The following is a 15,416-nucleotide window of genomic DNA, read 5'->3' on the forward strand; positions in this document are numbered from 1 at the left end:
GTCGGCGGCACTCGCTAATGTGTTCGCATGGGTAGTAGTGCGGCGGTGCGGGAGGCGCGCAAGGAGATGCACGCTCGGGCCGTCGCCCGTCGTCAGCGTGAGCAGGCCACCGGAGGCTGGGAGGCCCAGCGGGGCTTCGACGAGCTCGGCCGGCCGCTGCGCGACCTGACCTTCTGCGTGGTCGACCTCGAGACCACCGGCAACAGCCCCGACAACGGCGGCATGATCACCGAGATCGGCGCGGTGAAGGTGCGCGGCGGCGAGGTGCTGGGCGAGTTCCAGACCCTCGTCAACCCGCACACCGGCATCCCGCCCTCGATCGCCGTGCTGACCGGGATCACCAACTCGATGGTCGCCTCCTCCCCCACCATCGAGTCGGTGCTCCCGGCGTTCCTCGAGTTCGCGGAGGGCTGTGTGCTGGTCGCCCACAACGCCCCCTTCGACGTGGGCTTCCTCAAGCACTTCGCCGCGAAGCAGGAACGCCCCTGGCCGCGTTTCGAGGTGCTCGACACGGTGAAGATCGCCCGCAGGGTGGTCACCCGCGACGAGGCGCCCAACCACAAGCTCGGCTCGCTCGCCCGGGTCTTCGGCTCCCCCACGACCCCCAACCACCGCGCCCTCTCCGACGCCCGCGCGACGGTCGACGTCCTCCACGGGATGATGGAGCGCCTCGGCAACATCGGCGTGCAGACGCTGGAGGATCTGGCCGTCTTCTCGGCCAAGGTCACCACCGCCCAGCGCAAGAAGCGCCATCTGGCCGAGGACCTGCCGCACGCCCCCGGCGTCTACCTGTTCAAGGACGACAAGGGCCGGGCGCTCTACATCGGCACCTCCAAGGACCTCCGCACCCGCGTACGCACCTACTTCACCGCCTCCGAGACCCGCTCACGGATGGGCGAGATGGTCGGGCTGGCAACGACCGTGCAGGGCATCGAGTGCGCGACGGCGCTGGAGGCGGGGGTGCGCGAGCTGCGGCTCATCGCCGAGCACAAGCCGCCCTACAACCGCCGCTCGCGACGCCCGGAGAAGATGCACTTCGTCAAGCTCACCCAGGAGCCATGGCCCCGGCTGTCGCTGGTCAAGCAGGTCCTCGACGACGACGCCCACTATCTCGGCCCGTTCGGCTCCAAGAAGGTCGCCGAGAAGGCGCTCCAGGCGCTGCACGACACCTTCCCGATCCGGCAGTGCTCCGACCGGCTCCCGCTGCTGCCGCGCCGGACCCCGTGCGTCCTCGCCGAGCTCCACCGCTGCCTGAGCCCGTGCGACCAGAGCGTCCCCTCCGAGACCTACGCGGCTCTGGTGTCCCGCGTCCGCGAGTCGATCCTCCACCGGCCCGACGAGGTGGTCGAGACAGTCACCGAGCGGCTCACCGGCCTGGCCGAGCAGGAGCGGTTCGAGGAGGCGGCCGTCCACCGCGACCGGCTGACGTCCTACCTGCGCGGGGCCGCGCGCACCCAACGACTCACCGGCCTGACCCGACTGCCCGACCTCACCGCGATCCGCCGTGAGGATGACGGTCGCTGGGCGGTCCACGTGATCCGTCACGGGCGCCTCGCCGGGGCCGGGGTGATCCCGCGCGATGCCAACGCCCACGCCTACGTCGCCGACCTCCAGCTCAGCGCCGAGACGGTCCTGGCCGCCCCCGGCCCTGTCCCGGCCGCGAGCGCCGAGGAGACCGAGCTGGTGCTGCGCTGGCTGGAGTCCCCAGGCGTACGCCTCGCCCACGTCGAGGGCGAGTGGACCTGTCCGATCGGCGGTGCGGGCCGGCGGGCAGCGGCGCTCTAGGACGATCCGCTAACGTGACCTGCGTGATCACAGCGATCGTCTTCATCAATGCCGAGGTCTCCCAGATCCCCGAGGTGGCCGAGGCCGTCGCCGCCATCGACGGCGTCAGCGAGGTCTACTCCGTCACCGGCCAGATCGACCTGATCGCCCTGGTGCGCGTCCGTGCGCACGAGGACGTGGCCAACGTCGTCGCCGACAAGGTCAACAAGGTCCCCGGCGTGCTCGAGACCGAGACCCACATCGCCTTCCGCACCTACTCCCAGGTAGACCTGGAAGCCGCCTTCTCAATCGGGCTCGACTAACGGGCGCAAGCCCGTCGTGTGCAGCCGCCTCGGCTCGAGATCATCTACATCCGCCCGAAGCGTCACTCCGGTCGCCCGAAGCGTCACCGCGATGCCCACTCGACCGACGCAAGTGACGCCTCGGCCGACCTACCTGACGCCTCGGCCGACGTTCCTCAACGCGAAGTAGCAGCGACCCACCGGTCGAGCACAGCTTGAGCAGCCCCCGAGTCGATCGCGTCAGCAGCACGGGCGATCCCGCCGGAGAGCCGCTCGTCGACGCTGCCGGACCCGGCGTCGTGGACGGCGAGAGCAGCACCGGCGTTGAGCACGACGGCGTCGCGTACGGCGCCCTTCTCCCCGGCGAGCAGACGGCGGACGACCGCGGCGTTGTAGGCGGCGTCGTCGCCGCGCAGGTCCTCGGCGGTGGCCCGGCCGATGCCGTGGTCGAGGGGCTCGACGCTCGCCTCGGTCACGACACCCTGCGAGACCATCCACACGCGCGAGGTCGTGGTGGTGGTGAGCTCGTCGAGACCGTCGTCACCGCGGAAGACCCAGGCGTCGACGCCACGGCGGGCGAAGACACCGGCCATCACCGGGGCGGCGGCAGGATCCGCGCAGCCGATCGCGGAGGACGCGGGGCGGGCCGGGTTGGTCAGCGGACCGAGCAGGTTGAAGACTGTGGCGATGCCGATCTCACGCCGCGCGGCGGCGGCGTGGCGCATCGCGGGGTGGAACGCCGCGGCGAACAGGAAGGTGATCCCGGCCTCCTCGGCGACCTCGCCGACCCGGGAGACGTCGAGGTCGAGGCGGATGCCGAGCGCCTCGAGCACGTCGGCAGATCCCGACTTGGAGGAGGCGGACCGGTTGCCGTGCTTGACGATCTTGGCCCCGGCGCCGGCCGCGACGATCGCCGACATCGTGGAGATGTTGACCGAGAAGGACCGGTCTCCGCCGGTGCCGACGATGTCGAGAACGCGCCCGGGCACGAAGATCGGGTTGGCCTTGGCCAGCATCCCGTCGGCGACCCCGGCGAGCTCGTCGACCGACTCACCCTTGGCACGCAGCGCCACCGCGAAGGCCGCGATCTGCGCGGTCGTCGCCTCTCCGGAGAGGATCTCCCCCATCGCCCACGCCGCCTGGTGCGCGGACAGAGACTGTCTCGCGACCAGTGTGGTGAGGACCTCGGGCCAGGAGTCGGGCGCGGACGTCATGCGCCAACGTTAACGGGCCGCAGCAGTCCCACGACCGTCCGGGCCAGCTCGAACGGGTCGAGCGGGTGCGGCACGGTGGCTTCCGCACGCGACCAGGTGCCGAGCCACGCGTCCTGAGGACGACCGATGAGGACCACGATCGGCGGAGCGTCCTTCACCTCGTCCTTGACCGCCTTGGCGATCCCCAGCCCGCCGGCCGGAGCGGCCTCGCCGTCGAGCACGGCCAGGGCCAGGCCACCGGCATCGAGCTGCGCACGCACGGCCGGTTCGGTGGCCACCTCGACGTACTCCACCTCCGGGAGGGAGGGGTGCGGGCGGCGCCCCAGAGCGAGGATCACCTGCTTGCGTACGTCGACGTCGTCGCTGTAGACGAGGATCTTCAGTGAATTCGAGGTGGTGTCGGTCACACCCCGATGCTAGCGCCAACACCAGGCCCTGAGGCCACATGTCACACACAGAACCTGAGCGGTGTCTAGAGGTGTAGCAGCTCCCTGAAACACGACACACAGGGTCCCAAGAAGACTCTGGGAAAGGGGCAGGACATAATGGCGGGCGTGGCGACAGTATCGACTCTTCCAACAGCCCGCCTGCACGGGCATCACGACCGTCCGAGCATGGTCAGCGTGGGGACGATCATCTGGCTCGCAAGCGAGCTGATGTTCTTCGCGGCGCTGTTCGCGGCCTACTTCACGATCCGCGCGGTCAGCCCCGAGGTGTGGCAAGCCAACACCGACGGGCTCAACATCCCGTTCGCGGCGGTCAACACGACCATCCTCGTGCTGTCGTCGTTCACCTGCCAGTTCGGCGTCTTCGCCGCCGAGCGCGGCCAGGTCGGACGTAAGGGCTCCCTGCTCGCGATCCGCCTGTGGGGCCTGCGTGAGTGGTTCATCCTCACCTACCTGATGGGCGCCGTCTTCATCGCCGGCCAGGCGACCGAGTACGCAGCCCTGGTGCAGGAGGGCATCGCCCTCAACCGCGGCATCACCGGTCCCGATGACCCCTACGGCTCGGTCTTCTACCTGACGACGGGCTTCCACGGCCTGCACGTCACCGGCGGCCTGATCGCCTTCCTGTTCGTGCTCGGCCGGACGTACGTCGCCAAGCGCTTCACCCACGAGCAGGCCGTCTCCGCGATCGTCGTGTCCTACTACTGGCACTTCGTCGACGTGGTGTGGATCGGCCTGTTCGCGACCATCTACCTCCTCAAGTGACCAAGGACTGAATGTGCGTCTACTGAACCGCTCCGTCGGTCGACTGTCGCGGCACCGTCGCCGCCCGTTGGCCGGTGCCGCCGTGCTCCTGGTCGCCCTGTTGAGCACCGGCGGCGCGTACACCGCGCTTGCCCCGGCGTCCCAGGCCGAGCAGGAGAAGGACAACGCTGCTCTCGTCGCCGAGGGCAAAGAGCTCTTCATGATCAACTGCTCCACCTGCCACGGCTCCAACGGTGAGGGCATCACCACCCAGAACGGGAAGCTCTACGGCCCCTCCCTGATCGGTGTCGGTGCCGCCTCCGTCGACTTCCAGGTCGGCACCGGCCGGATGCCGATGGCCCAGCCCGGCGCCCAGGTCGAGGTCAAGGACCCCAGCTTCAACCAGGACGAGATCGACGCCTTGGCCGCGTACGTCGCCAGCCTCGGCCCCGGTCCGGCCGTCCCTGAACCGGAGCAGTACGACCCGGACACCTTCGAGTCCGAGGAAGAGAGGGAGGCCGCGGTCGCCCTGGGTGGCCAGATCTTCCTGACCAACTGCACCGCCTGCCACAACTTCACCGGCGCCGGCGGCGCGATGCCGCGCGGCGGCGAGGCTCCGAGCATCCTCAACACCGACCCGAAGCACATCTATCAGGCGATGCTGACCGGTCCGCAGTCCATGGACACCTTCTCCGACGGCAACATCAGCCCCGAGGAGAAGAAGGCGGTCATCGCCTACGTCGAGTCGATGAAGGAACAGCCCGACTACGGCGGCTTCAACAACGGTGCGCTCGGTCCGGTGACCGAGGGCATCGTCGCCTGGGTCGTCGGGCTCGGCGTCCTGGTGGCATTCGCCGTCTGGATCGCCGCGCACACCACGCGCACCAACCAGACCAAGAAGGGATCTGCCAAGTGAGCAGCGACCTCAGCGAGATCGAGAAGCACGACGACTCGCACCCCGAGCTCAACGCGCACACCGACGCGCTGCTGCCCGACCCGGGTATGCACGAGCATCACTGGCGTCCCACCGACGTCGACCCCAAGGCGGAGAAGCGCGCCGAGCGCCAGGTGAGCGCCTTCTTCGGTCTCTCCGCGATCTGCTCGGTGCTGTTCGTCGTTGCGTACTTCGCCATCGAGCCTGGCTACGACGGTGACGTGTGGTTGGGCTTCGGCGCCTCCAACCTGGCCCTGGGTGCGAGCCTCGGTTTCGCGCTCCTCTTCCTCGGCATCGGCGTCATCCAGTGGGCCCGCAAGCTCGTCATCGACATCGAGGTCTCCGAGGAGCGCCACCCCGCGGCGTCCTCCCCGGCGACCCGCGAGGCCGCCATCGCCGACCTCAAGGCGGCGCTGCACGAGTCCGGGATGGCTCGCCGACCGTTCATCCGCAACGCGATGATCGGCTCGGCCGCCCTGCTCGGCCTGCCCGCGATCGTGATGCTCAGGGACCTGGGCGAGACCAACGCCCAGATCACCGAGGCGCAGCCCTACCCCGGCGCCGGTCTCGAGCACACCGTCTGGGATGCCGGCGTGCGCGTCGTACGCGACGTGGTCGGCACCCCGATCCGTCCGGGCGACCTGGAGATCGGTGACCTGGTCAACGCCGAGCCCGCGACGATCTTCGACGGCAGCCTGCACGGCGCGCCGCTGCAGATCGCCAAGTCGAAGGCGGCCACCATCCTGCTGCGGATGGACCCCAACGACATCGACAACGACGTGACCCGCAACTGGTCGGTCGACGGCATCGTGGCCTACTCCAAGATCTGCACCCACGTCGGCTGCCCGATCTCGCTGAACGAGCGCACCACGCACCACCTGCTGTGCCCGTGCCACCAGTCGACCTTCGACCTCGCCGACCACGGCAAGGTCATCTTCGGCCCGGCCGGCCGCCACCTCCCGCAGCTGCCCCTGGGCGTCGACGCGGACGGCTTCCTCGTTGCCCTCTCGGACTACCCTGAGCCTGTGGGCGTCAGCTTCTGGGAACGCAACACCTACGACATCGACGAGATCTTCGACGACTGGTCCAAGGACTATGCCGCCGATGCTGAGCAGTTCGGCTACAAGGAGGGCGGACAGTGAGCACCGACACGTCCAAGGTTGCCGCCAGCAACGGCACCGAAGCCGCTGCCCCGGCGGGCAAGCCGACCAAGGCGGGCGCGGCCGCGAACTGGGCCGACGAGCGCCTCGGCATCGGTGGCCTGAGCAAGTTCCTCTCCCGCAAGATCTTCCCCGACCACTGGTCGTTCATGTTGGGTGAGATCGCTCTGTGGAGCTTCGTGGTCCTGCTGGTCACCGGCGTCTTCCTGACCCTGTGGTTCACGCCCTCGATGGCTGAGATCACCTACCAGGGGTCGTATGCGCCGCTGCGCGGGATCGACATGTCCGAGGCGATGGCCTCGACGTTGCGCATCTCCTTCGACGTACGCGGCGGCCTGCTGCTGCGCCAGGTCCACCACTGGGCGGCGATGCTGTTCATCGCCTCGATGATGATCCACATGATGCGCGTGTTCTTCACCGGCGCGCACCGCAAGCCGCGTGAGATCAACTGGGTCATCGGCGCGACGCTGCTGCTCCTCGGCACGCTCGAGGGCTTCACCGGCTACTCGCTCCCCGACGACCTGCTCTCCGGCACCGGCGTCCGGGCCGCGGACGGGTTCATGATGGCGATCCCCATCGTGGGGACGTACATCTCGTTCTTCCTGTTCGGAGGCGAGTTCCCAGGCGACGACATCATTCCACGCCTGTTCACGATCCACGTGCTGCTGATCCCGGCGCTGCTGCTGGCGCTGATCGGTGCCCACCTGATCCTGCTGATCTACCACAAGCACACCCAGTGGCCTGGACCCGGACGCACCGAGAAGAACGTCGTCGGCTACCCGATGGTGCCGAACTACATCTCCAAGATGACCGGCTTCTTCTTCATCACCTTCGGTGTGACCGCCCTGCTCGGCGCCTTCTTCTCGCTCAACCCGGTGTGGAAGTTCGGCCCCTACGACCCGACCAAGGTCACCGCCGGCTCGCAGCCTGACTGGTACATGGGCTGGCCCGACGGCGCGCTGCGGATCATGCCGGGCTGGGAGTCGCACTTCTGGGGATCGACCTGGTCGTGGAACATCTTCTTCCCGGTCATCGTGCTGCCGATGGCGGCCTGGATGGTCGTGCTGATGCTCCCGTTCATCGAGGCCTGGATCACCGGCGACAAGCGCGAGCACCACCTGCTCCAGCGCCCGCGCAACGCTCCGACCCGCACCGCCACGTTCGTCGCCCTGATGACGTTCTACGCGGGCTTCTGGGCCGCGGGCGGCAACGACATCATCGCGATCAAGTTCGACCTCTCGATCAACCAGATCACCTACTTCCTGCGGGCGTTCGTGTTCCTGGGTCCGATCGCGGCGTTCATCATCACGCGTCGTTGGTGCATCTCGCTGCAGCGTCACGACAACGAGAAGCTGCTGCACGGCTACGAGACCGGCACGGTCATCCGTACGCCGGAGGGCGCCTACCACGAGAAGCACCTCCCGCTTCCCGTGGACGAGGCCTACGCCATGACCGTCCGCGACCGCGGCCGGGCAGGCGAGGAGCCGGAGCTGAAGAAGAACGGTAAGCCGACGCTCCGCGCGAAGCTCCGGGCCTTCTACTACGACCACGACGTGGACAAGCCGACCTCCGAGGAGCTCAGCGAGGCGCACCACCACGCCGAGCACGTGGCCCACGAGCTGGCCGCCCACGAGGGTCACCAGGTCGACGGTCACGACTTCGACGATCACCGTCACTCGGCGATCGAGGAGCCCCTCAGCCGCTGAAGCTGACGTTCGTACGCCACGTGGCGCCGTCCCCTCCGGGGGACGGCGCCTCGTGCGTTTCTGGGCATTCCAGCGGCCGAAACCCGGTTGTCCACGGCGGGACGCGGACCCTAGGGTCCAGCACATGACTGGCCTCCAGGCTCGCCTCCGAGCCGACCTCCTCTCCGCCCGCAAGGCCCGCGACACCACGGCGACAGCCGCGCTGCGCTCGACCCTGTCCGCCATCGCCAACGCCGAGGCGCTGCCGGTGGCGGAGACGGCCCTCTCGGGCGACGGACCGATCGCCGGGGCCGCCAGCGGCGTCGGTGCCACCGAGGCCGCCAGGCGCGACCTCACCGATGACGACGTCCGAGGCATCATCTCCGCCGAACAGACCGAGCGACGGGCCGCCGCGACGGACCTGGAGGCCCACGGCGCGGGCGAGAAGGCGGAGCAGCTCCGCGCCGAGGCGGAGCTGCTCGCGAAGTATCTCTAGCCCTGCGGGTCGAGCTCGCCGCCGACGACCTCGAGCACCCGGGCGCGTACGTTGGCCGCGGCCTCGGGGTCGCGGGCCGCCACGGCGGCGACGAGCGCGTTGCCGAGGATGAGCTGCGGGATCCGGATGATCGAGTCGAGCTCCTGGCGGAACCCGGCGCGACCGCCCTGCGGGGTGACCAGCTCGACCTCGGCGAGCTTGGTCAGCTGGGTGCCGGTGAAGGAGGTGAGCGCGATGACGGCCGCTCCCCCGGCGACGGCCGCCTGGGCGATCTGGATGGTGGGCGCGGTGGCACCGGTGCCGCTGACGACGACGCAGACGTCGCCCGGCTGGAGCAGACGGGCCCGGATGAGCTGGTCGAGGTGGTCGTTGGGCGCGACCGTGCTCAGCCCCTGGGAGCCCAGTCTCATCGCGATGTCCTGGGCGACCGGCGAGGAGACGCCCGTCCCGGCGACCAGGATCAAGCGGGCCTCGGCGAGGAGCTCCACGGCCCGGGTGACCTGCTCCTCGGAGAGGAGCCCGACCATGTCGGAGGCGGAGTCGGCGATGTCGGCGAAGAAGGAGCGCACCACTGTCAGCGGGCTGCCTCCCTCGGTGGTCTCGGTCTTGGCCGTCCCGAGGTCGCGTGCCAGCAGCACCTTGAGGTGCGGGAAGCCGCGGAACCCGAGTCTCTGCGCGGCTCTGACCACGGTCGCGGTCGAGACGGAGGCCTCGGCGGCGATCTCGGCGGTGGTCGCCTCGATGGCCCACTCCGAACGGGTCAGCACGACCTCGGCGACCGCACGCTCGGAAGGGTTGAGCCGCGGCATCGCGGCTCGGATGGCGGGAAGGACCGGCGCACTCGTCATGCCCACACCTCCGTCGCAGAAGGCACAGAATACGGACGTGTGGGCCTGACCTTGATGGTCGCTCGCTGGCGCTCGCTCATGCCGCCACCGCAGTGGCTTCGGCGCCGTGCAGGATCCGGTGACGCAGCGCTGCTGACAGCTGGTCGACGAGGATCGTCACGATGATGATCACAGCTAGCATGATTCCACCCCACTCCCACTCACGGCCCCGAAGGACACGGTTTAGCAACGCACCAATTCCACCAGCGCTCACGACGCCGAGGATCGCGCTTGCCCTGATGTTCACCTCGAAGCGGTAGAGCCAGAACGCCACGGTCTCCGGCATCATCTGCGGGATCACCGCCGTGCGGATCCGCTGCCACCACGTCGCACCGGCCGCCGTGACTGCCTCGACGGGACGTGGGTCGACAGACTCGATGTTCTCCAGCGTCAGCTTGCCGAGCGAGCCGATCGAATGGATGCCGATCGCCATCGCTCCGGCCATCGGGTTGAGCCCGAAGAGCGGCAGCATCACGATCACCGCGAGCAGGATCTCCGGCACCGCGCGGATGGCGTTGAAGAAGAGGCGCACCGGAACGCGCACGAAGAGCGGCGCGGTGGTGGACGCGGCCAGGAAGGCCAGCGGGAACGAGAACAGCGCCCCGACGCAGGTGCCGATCCAGGCCAGCGCCACCGACTCCCCCATCAGCTTCAGCGACTGCAGCCACCAGTCCCCGTAGGTGAGCTCCGGGTCGGCCTGGCCCTCGGGATGCGCCCCCGGCCAGGTGAGCACGCCGTCGAGCATCTGGGCGGCGTACTGCAGGATCTCCCCGGGGAACTGCGGCAGTCGCTCCCACTTGGCATCGTCCAGCGACCAGCCGGCCACCAGCACGATGCCGATCAGCGTGAGGCCGACCGCGGTGTAGGGCCACTTCGGGGGTGGCTTCGGCCGCGTCGTCGCTGTCGCCGAGGTCATACCAGCCTCCGGCGCAGGAACTGGGAGAGCAGGTCGATCGCGATCACCACCGCGAAGATGACGACCACGACTGCCGCCAGCCGGGCATAGTCGGCCCGGTTGAAGTAGAGCATGATCAGCTGCCCGATCCCGCCGGCCCCGACCGCCCCCAGCACCACGGAGGCGCGGATGTTGAGCTCGAAGACATAGAGGACGTACGAGGCATAGTTGGGCAGCACAGCGGGAACGATCGCGACGCGGGCCCGCTGCCAGCTGGTCGCTCCGGCGGCGTCGAGCGCCTCCAGCGGGCCGGGATCGACTGCGTCGATGCTCTCCGCGGTCAGCTTGGCGACGATGCCGATGTTGAAGACGGTCAGCGCCAGGATCCCCGGAAGCGGACCGGTGACGACGGCGACGAAGACCAGCGCGTAGGCCATGTCGGGCAGCGACCGGATCACCGACATCACCGGCTTGGTGACCCGGTAGAACGCGGGAGGTGCGCTCACCTTGGAGCCCAGCAGAGCGACACCGAGGGCGATCAGCGAGCCCACGAAGGTCGCGATGATCGCGATGGCCGCGGTCTCCTTCAGCGCAGTCCACAGCCGCGAGGACGGGTCGGTGATCTCCGCCCACTCGGGGTGCACGACCTCCTCGAGGATCATCGTCAGCATCGGCCACTGGTCGATGACCGGCGCGAGCGAGAAGTCGATCGCCCAACCCGCCACCACGGTGACGGCGACAGCGCCGAGGATGCCCCCGATGAGCAGCGGGCTCGGCGGTGGCTGCGCCCGACGCACCGGGTTCGGCGGGCGGTCCGGGCGGTCGAGGGTCACCTGACTCATGCCAAGACGTCCTCGGCGGTCAGCGAGCGCCCGTAGATCCTCTCGAAGACGGCGTCGTCGGCCTCGGCCGCAGGACCGTCGAAGACCACCTCACCCGCGCGCATGCCGATGATCCGGTCGGCGTAGCGCCGGGCGAGATCGAGGAAGTGCAGGTTGACCACAGTGGTGATACCGAGATCGCGGTTGATCCGTTGCAGGTCGCGCATCACCAGGTTGGCCGTCGGCGGGTCCAGGGAGGCGACCGGCTCGTCGGCGAGCACCACCGACGGCTGCTGCGCCAGCGCGCGGGCGATCGCGACCCGCTGCTGCTGCCCGCCGGAGAGCTGGGAGGCGCGTACCCATGCCTTCTCGACGATCCCGACGCGCTCCAGCGCCTCGAAGGCGATCTCCTTGTCGGCCTTGGTGTGCAGCCCGAGGGCCGACCGCACCCACGACTGGGCGTGCAGCCGCCCGGTGAGCACGTTGCCCATCACCGAGCGGCGGGTCACCAGGTTGAACCCCTGGAAGATCATCCCGATCTCGGCGCGCAGCCGCCGCAGCCGGCGCCCGCGCACCGTGGCCACCTCGGTCCCGCCGACCGACAGCGATCCCGAGGTGACCGGCACCAGGCCGTTGATCGTGCGGACGAGCGTCGACTTGCCGGCACCGGAGAGCCCGACGACCACGACGAACTCCCCCGCCGGGATGGTCAGGGAGACCTTGTCCAGGGCGCGGGTGCCGTTCGGGTAGACCACCGAGACGTCGTCGAAGACGATGCTGTGCCCACCACCGGTCGCATCCCTGGGATCCGAGCCGCTCATTCGCCGAAGTTCTCCTCCACGGACTTCGCCTTCTTCAGCGCGGCCGTGTCGACCTTCTCCAGACCCTCGATCTCGTAGACCGCCTTCAGCGTCTTGAGCCCCTTGGGGTCCTTCGCCATCGCAGTGAACGCGTTGGTCACCTTCGTACGCAGTTCCTTGGAGAGGCCGGCGGCGACGACGATGCCGTCGTTGGGGATCTCGGTGGAGTAGGCGAAGACCACGACCTCGGAGGCGACCTTCGGCTCGTCGGCCGCGACCTCCTCGCGGGCGTCGTCGAAGCTCACCCCGATCGGGTAGTCACCGCGCGCGACGGCCAGGACCGCGGCGTCGTGGTCACCTGCGAACTGCGCGTCGAGGTCGACCAGGGCGTCGCCACCGGTGACCTGTCCCCACTGGGTGGCCGGGTAGTAGTAGCCCGAGGCGGAGCCCTGGTCGACGAAAGCGATCGAGGTGCCGGGCTTGATCTTGGCGAGCGCCTCCTCCCCGGCGGGACCGGTCTTGGCGGCGTCGGTGCCGTTGCAGTACTTGAAGCCCTCGACCACCTTGACCTCGTCGGCGCAGTAGGTCTCGGGGTCGTTGGTGAACCACTGGGTGTGATAGGTCCCCGAGCCGAAGCGCACCGACTGCAGGACCGGCACCGCACCGGCCTGGTCCTCGGCCTGGACCATGCCGATCGGACCCAGCATCGCGACCTGCGCCTGGTCGGCCTTCATCGCCACGATCGCGGCGGCATAGCTCTCGGTCACCTCGGCGCGTACGGGGATCCCGATCTCGTCGCTGAGGAACGACTCCAGGCCCTTCGCGCTCTGGGTGATCGAGTCGACGTCGCCGGAGGGAACCAGCGACAGCACGATCTCCTCGGGGTCCTCCGCGGGCGCGGTGCTCTCCTCCCCACCGCAGGCGGCGAGCGAGAAGGCGAGCGATGCGGCGGCACCGACCGCCAGCAACCTTGGGGTTCTCAACATCGGACAGACTCCTTGAGGGGGTGAGCTGCTATGAAGGATGACGGGTCACTCGACCAGTCCGAGACTGCGGGGTACAGCTCCACGAACGATCCTGCACGAACATGGGCCGGTCCCTGCCGGCGGTCGAAGGCGTCAACGTATGCAGCAACACAACCACGCTCGACGGCGGGGGCAAGGTCATTGCGCCAGATGTCGCCGACCGACATCAACCACTCCGGCGTGTCGGCGGCGCCGACGCGGTCGAGGAAGGCGTCCAGGTGCCCCTTCATCCGGGTCGGCTTGAGCGCGTCGGTGCACACCTCGTCGACCACGTCGCGTACGCCTAGGTGCTCCAGGATCGCGTCGAGTCCGCTGCCACCGGGCGAGTTGGTCAGGATCACCCGGTGCGCGTCGATCCCGTCGAGCAGGTCGATGAGCCCCTCGGGCGTGCGGATGTCACCAGGTTGCTCGCTGATCGCCGCCCGACTCGCAACGTACGCAGCGCTGAGCTGCTCCTCGGAGACCCCGGCCGCCAGGCCCAGGATCTTGACCGCCTCATAGCCGTCCTGAGCGCCTGTCAGCGTCTTCGGGGCAGTCTCGGGCAGTCTCTGCCCGAGAAAGGCCGCTGCGGTCTCCAGGAGCGCCTCAGGGGCGTCGGTGAGGTCCGCCACCCGGGTGGCGTAGAGAAGTGCCGGTGTGTCTCCGAGACACACCGTGCCGTCCAGGTCGAGCAGCAGCACAGGCCGAGGCAACGAGTCCACCTTCCAGGGCGGCGCGGGCCGTCGGGGTCAGCCCTGCGCAACGCGATTACGTGTTAGGTGGAAAGTAAGTAAAGGCGCTGACGGACGCAAGCATCAACCGCATGATGTCGCACGCTAATTGCTGCAATGCACAATATCGACTCAGGCGAGTGCAGACCCCGCCTGGTATTCGCCGTAGGAGGTGTTCCAGTCGCCCCAGCCGTTGCTGAAGGTCATCTGGCGGTTGGTGCCGACAGTCTCGACGACGTCACCGCGGCGGGTCATGTCGTAGAGGAACTTGGCGTTCTCGTCGCTCATCCCGGTGCAGCCGTGGGAGACGTTGGCATTGCCCTGCTGCGCGACCGACCACGGAGCGCCGTGGATGAACTCACCGGAGAACGTCAGCCGCATGGCCCACTTCACGCCCTCCATGTTGTAGTACTCCCGGTCGCCCTGGTTGATCCCGATGGTCTCGGAGTTCATGGTCTTGCGCTTGAACTTCTCGATGATCACCTTCACGCCGCTGCGGGTGATGAACCCTTCCTTACCGGTCGTGATCGGGATGGTCCTGATCTTCTGCCCGTTCTTGAAGACTTCCATCTGGTGGGTCTGCGCGTTGGCCCGGTAGATGTGGGCGTCACCGGTCTTGAACGTGATCTCGCGGTCCTTCTGGCCGAAGATGCCGCCACCGGCGGGGACCGAATTGATGTTGAGCTTCACGTTGATCGTGGAGTTGGCCTGCCAGTAGGTGCGCGGGCGGTAGTGCACTTCCTTGTCGCTCACCCAGTACCACGACCCCTCCTGCTTGGGGGTCGACTCGACGATCATCTTCTTCTCGAAGGCGGCCTTGTTCTTCACCGGCAGGTCGTACGTCACGATGATCGGCATCCCGACGCCGACCGTCTCGCCGTCGAGCGGCGCGATCGATGGGTAGGTCTGGCGGTCCAGGCCGAGATCCTCGGTGGAGAACTTGATCTCGCTCGTCTGCTCCAGACCGTCATCGCCGGTCGCGGTGACCGCGAGGGTGTAGGAGGCGGTCGGCTCGAGCACCTCACCCGCGCTCCAGCTCAGCCCGTCCTCGGTGATCGTGCCCCGCACCTTGGTGCCCTTGGCGCCGGTCAGCATGACCTCGTCGAGACGCCCCTTGGCCACATCGACCTTGACGACCTTGTCGACCGCGACGCCGGTGGCGTTGTTCTCGATGTTGGGCGTGATCTGCACCGTCGGCTCGGCGGGCTTCTTGGGCTCCTTCGAGGCCGGGTCCGCCCCGCACGCGGCGAGCACCGGCGCGAGGGCCGCCGCTGCAGTGGTCAACAGCACCCGGCGGCGGGCGAACACGGACGGGCGGCGAAACGGTGACTGCGTTGACACGGTGAGACTGCTCCAGACCTGATTCATTTACCCCGACGCCCTGAACCGGGACGTGGGCGCGATAACCCTACCGGGCATCACCAAGAGCTTCCCAAGAAGGTGAGCGGGGGCCGAACCCAAATGGGTCGGGGCCCGCGCACCATCATATTTCTCCGTTGGTGTAAACGCCGCTGTAGTAATCGAAGATGCAGC

Annotated in this window: 16 protein-coding genes; 7 read left to right on the forward strand and 9 right to left on the reverse strand. The window is 68.4% G+C overall.

Features of this window, described 5'->3' with window-relative positions:
• Positions 1-66: 66 nt before the first annotated feature.
• Positions 67-1,785 carry a DEDD exonuclease domain-containing protein gene (locus ACFWQC_RS03505; protein ID WP_378673760.1) on the forward strand — a complete coding sequence of 573 codons (1,719 nt, stop codon included), beginning with the start codon at positions 67-69 and terminating at the stop codon, positions 1,783-1,785.
• 23 nt (positions 1,786-1,808) lie between these two features.
• Complete coding sequence (locus ACFWQC_RS03510) at positions 1,809-2,087, forward strand: Lrp/AsnC ligand binding domain-containing protein (protein WP_141803873.1); 279 nt, start codon at positions 1,809-1,811, stop codon at positions 2,085-2,087.
• Between the two features lie 155 nt (positions 2,088-2,242).
• Here ACFWQC_RS03510 and trpD read toward each other — a convergent pair whose 3' ends face one another.
• Both trpD and ACFWQC_RS03520 read right to left on the reverse strand, forming a co-directional pair.
• Positions 2,243-3,280: an anthranilate phosphoribosyltransferase gene (trpD, locus tag ACFWQC_RS03515; RefSeq protein WP_378673148.1), complete on the reverse strand. Its 1,038-nt coding sequence runs from the start codon at positions 3,278-3,280 to the stop codon at positions 2,243-2,245.
• The gene (locus ACFWQC_RS03520) at positions 3,277-3,687 is read right to left on the reverse strand and encodes a hypothetical protein (RefSeq protein ID WP_141803871.1); all 411 of its coding nucleotides are present in this window, start codon (positions 3,685-3,687) and stop codon (positions 3,277-3,279) included. Before ACFWQC_RS03520 ends, trpD begins: the two co-directional genes overlap by 4 nt.
• A 138-nt stretch (positions 3,688-3,825) precedes the next feature.
• Here ACFWQC_RS03520 and ACFWQC_RS03525 point away from each other — a divergent pair, with 138 nt between their 5' ends.
• The 5 genes from ACFWQC_RS03525 (at position 3,826) to ACFWQC_RS03545 (ending at position 8,745) form a co-directional block, all read left to right on the forward strand.
• On the forward strand, positions 3,826-4,491 hold the full coding sequence (locus ACFWQC_RS03525) for a heme-copper oxidase subunit III (RefSeq protein ID WP_378673151.1): 666 nt from the start codon (positions 3,826-3,828) through the stop codon (positions 4,489-4,491).
• A 13-nt stretch (positions 4,492-4,504) separates the two neighbouring features.
• Positions 4,505-5,386 (forward strand): c-type cytochrome, encoded by an 882-nt coding sequence (locus ACFWQC_RS03530; protein ID WP_378673154.1) that lies wholly within the window; start codon positions 4,505-4,507, stop codon positions 5,384-5,386.
• Positions 5,383-6,546, forward strand: a complete 1,164-nt coding sequence (locus tag ACFWQC_RS03535; protein ID WP_378673156.1) for a Rieske 2Fe-2S domain-containing protein — start codon at positions 5,383-5,385, stop codon at positions 6,544-6,546. Before ACFWQC_RS03530 ends, ACFWQC_RS03535 begins: the two co-directional genes overlap by 4 nt.
• A complete protein-coding gene (locus tag ACFWQC_RS03540) occupies positions 6,543-8,270 on the forward strand; it encodes a cytochrome bc complex cytochrome b subunit (protein WP_378673159.1) in 1,728 nt (575 codons plus the stop codon). The genes ACFWQC_RS03535 and ACFWQC_RS03540 overlap by 4 nt, the downstream gene beginning before the upstream one ends.
• A 124-nt stretch (positions 8,271-8,394) precedes the next feature.
• Complete coding sequence (locus ACFWQC_RS03545; protein WP_378673162.1) at positions 8,395-8,745, forward strand: hypothetical protein; 351 nt, start codon at positions 8,395-8,397, stop codon at positions 8,743-8,745.
• Here ACFWQC_RS03545 and ACFWQC_RS03550 read toward each other — a convergent pair.
• The 7 genes from ACFWQC_RS03550 to ACFWQC_RS03580 all read right to left on the reverse strand — a co-directional run bounded on the left by ACFWQC_RS03550 (position 8,742) and on the right by ACFWQC_RS03580 (position 15,224).
• Positions 8,742-9,593: a MurR/RpiR family transcriptional regulator gene (locus ACFWQC_RS03550; protein ID WP_378673165.1), complete on the reverse strand. Its 852-nt coding sequence runs from the start codon at positions 9,591-9,593 to the stop codon at positions 8,742-8,744. The two genes, ACFWQC_RS03545 and ACFWQC_RS03550, sit on opposite strands and share 4 nt — an antisense overlap.
• Before the next feature lie 76 nt (positions 9,594-9,669).
• Entirely contained in the window at positions 9,670-10,548 is an 879-nt protein-coding gene (phnE, locus tag ACFWQC_RS03555) for a phosphonate ABC transporter, permease protein PhnE (RefSeq protein WP_378673168.1), read from the reverse strand.
• The gene (phnE, locus tag ACFWQC_RS03560) at positions 10,545-11,369 is read right to left on the reverse strand and encodes a phosphonate ABC transporter, permease protein PhnE (RefSeq protein WP_378673171.1); all 825 of its coding nucleotides are present in this window, start codon (positions 11,367-11,369) and stop codon (positions 10,545-10,547) included. Before phnE (ACFWQC_RS03560) ends, phnE (ACFWQC_RS03555) begins: the two co-directional genes overlap by 4 nt.
• The gene (gene phnC, locus ACFWQC_RS03565; RefSeq protein ID WP_378673173.1) at positions 11,366-12,169 is read right to left on the reverse strand and encodes a phosphonate ABC transporter ATP-binding protein; all 804 of its coding nucleotides are present in this window, start codon (positions 12,167-12,169) and stop codon (positions 11,366-11,368) included. Before phnC ends, phnE (ACFWQC_RS03560) begins: the two co-directional genes overlap by 4 nt.
• Entirely contained in the window at positions 12,166-13,134 is a 969-nt protein-coding gene (gene phnD / locus ACFWQC_RS03570) for a phosphate/phosphite/phosphonate ABC transporter substrate-binding protein (RefSeq protein WP_378673176.1), read from the reverse strand. Before phnD ends, phnC begins: the two co-directional genes overlap by 4 nt.
• A complete protein-coding gene (locus tag ACFWQC_RS03575; protein ID WP_378673179.1) occupies positions 13,128-13,865 on the reverse strand; it encodes an HAD family hydrolase in 738 nt (245 codons plus the stop codon). Before ACFWQC_RS03575 ends, phnD begins: the two co-directional genes overlap by 7 nt.
• A 150-nt stretch (positions 13,866-14,015) precedes the next feature.
• On the reverse strand, positions 14,016-15,224 hold the full coding sequence (locus tag ACFWQC_RS03580) for an Ig-like domain-containing protein (RefSeq protein WP_378673182.1): 1,209 nt from the start codon (positions 15,222-15,224) through the stop codon (positions 14,016-14,018).
• Positions 15,225-15,416: the final 192 nt, after the last annotated feature.

The sequence above is a fragment of the Nocardioides sp. NPDC058538 genome (assembly GCF_042719275.1).
GTDB lineage: Bacteria > Actinomycetota > Actinomycetes > Propionibacteriales > Nocardioidaceae > Nocardioides.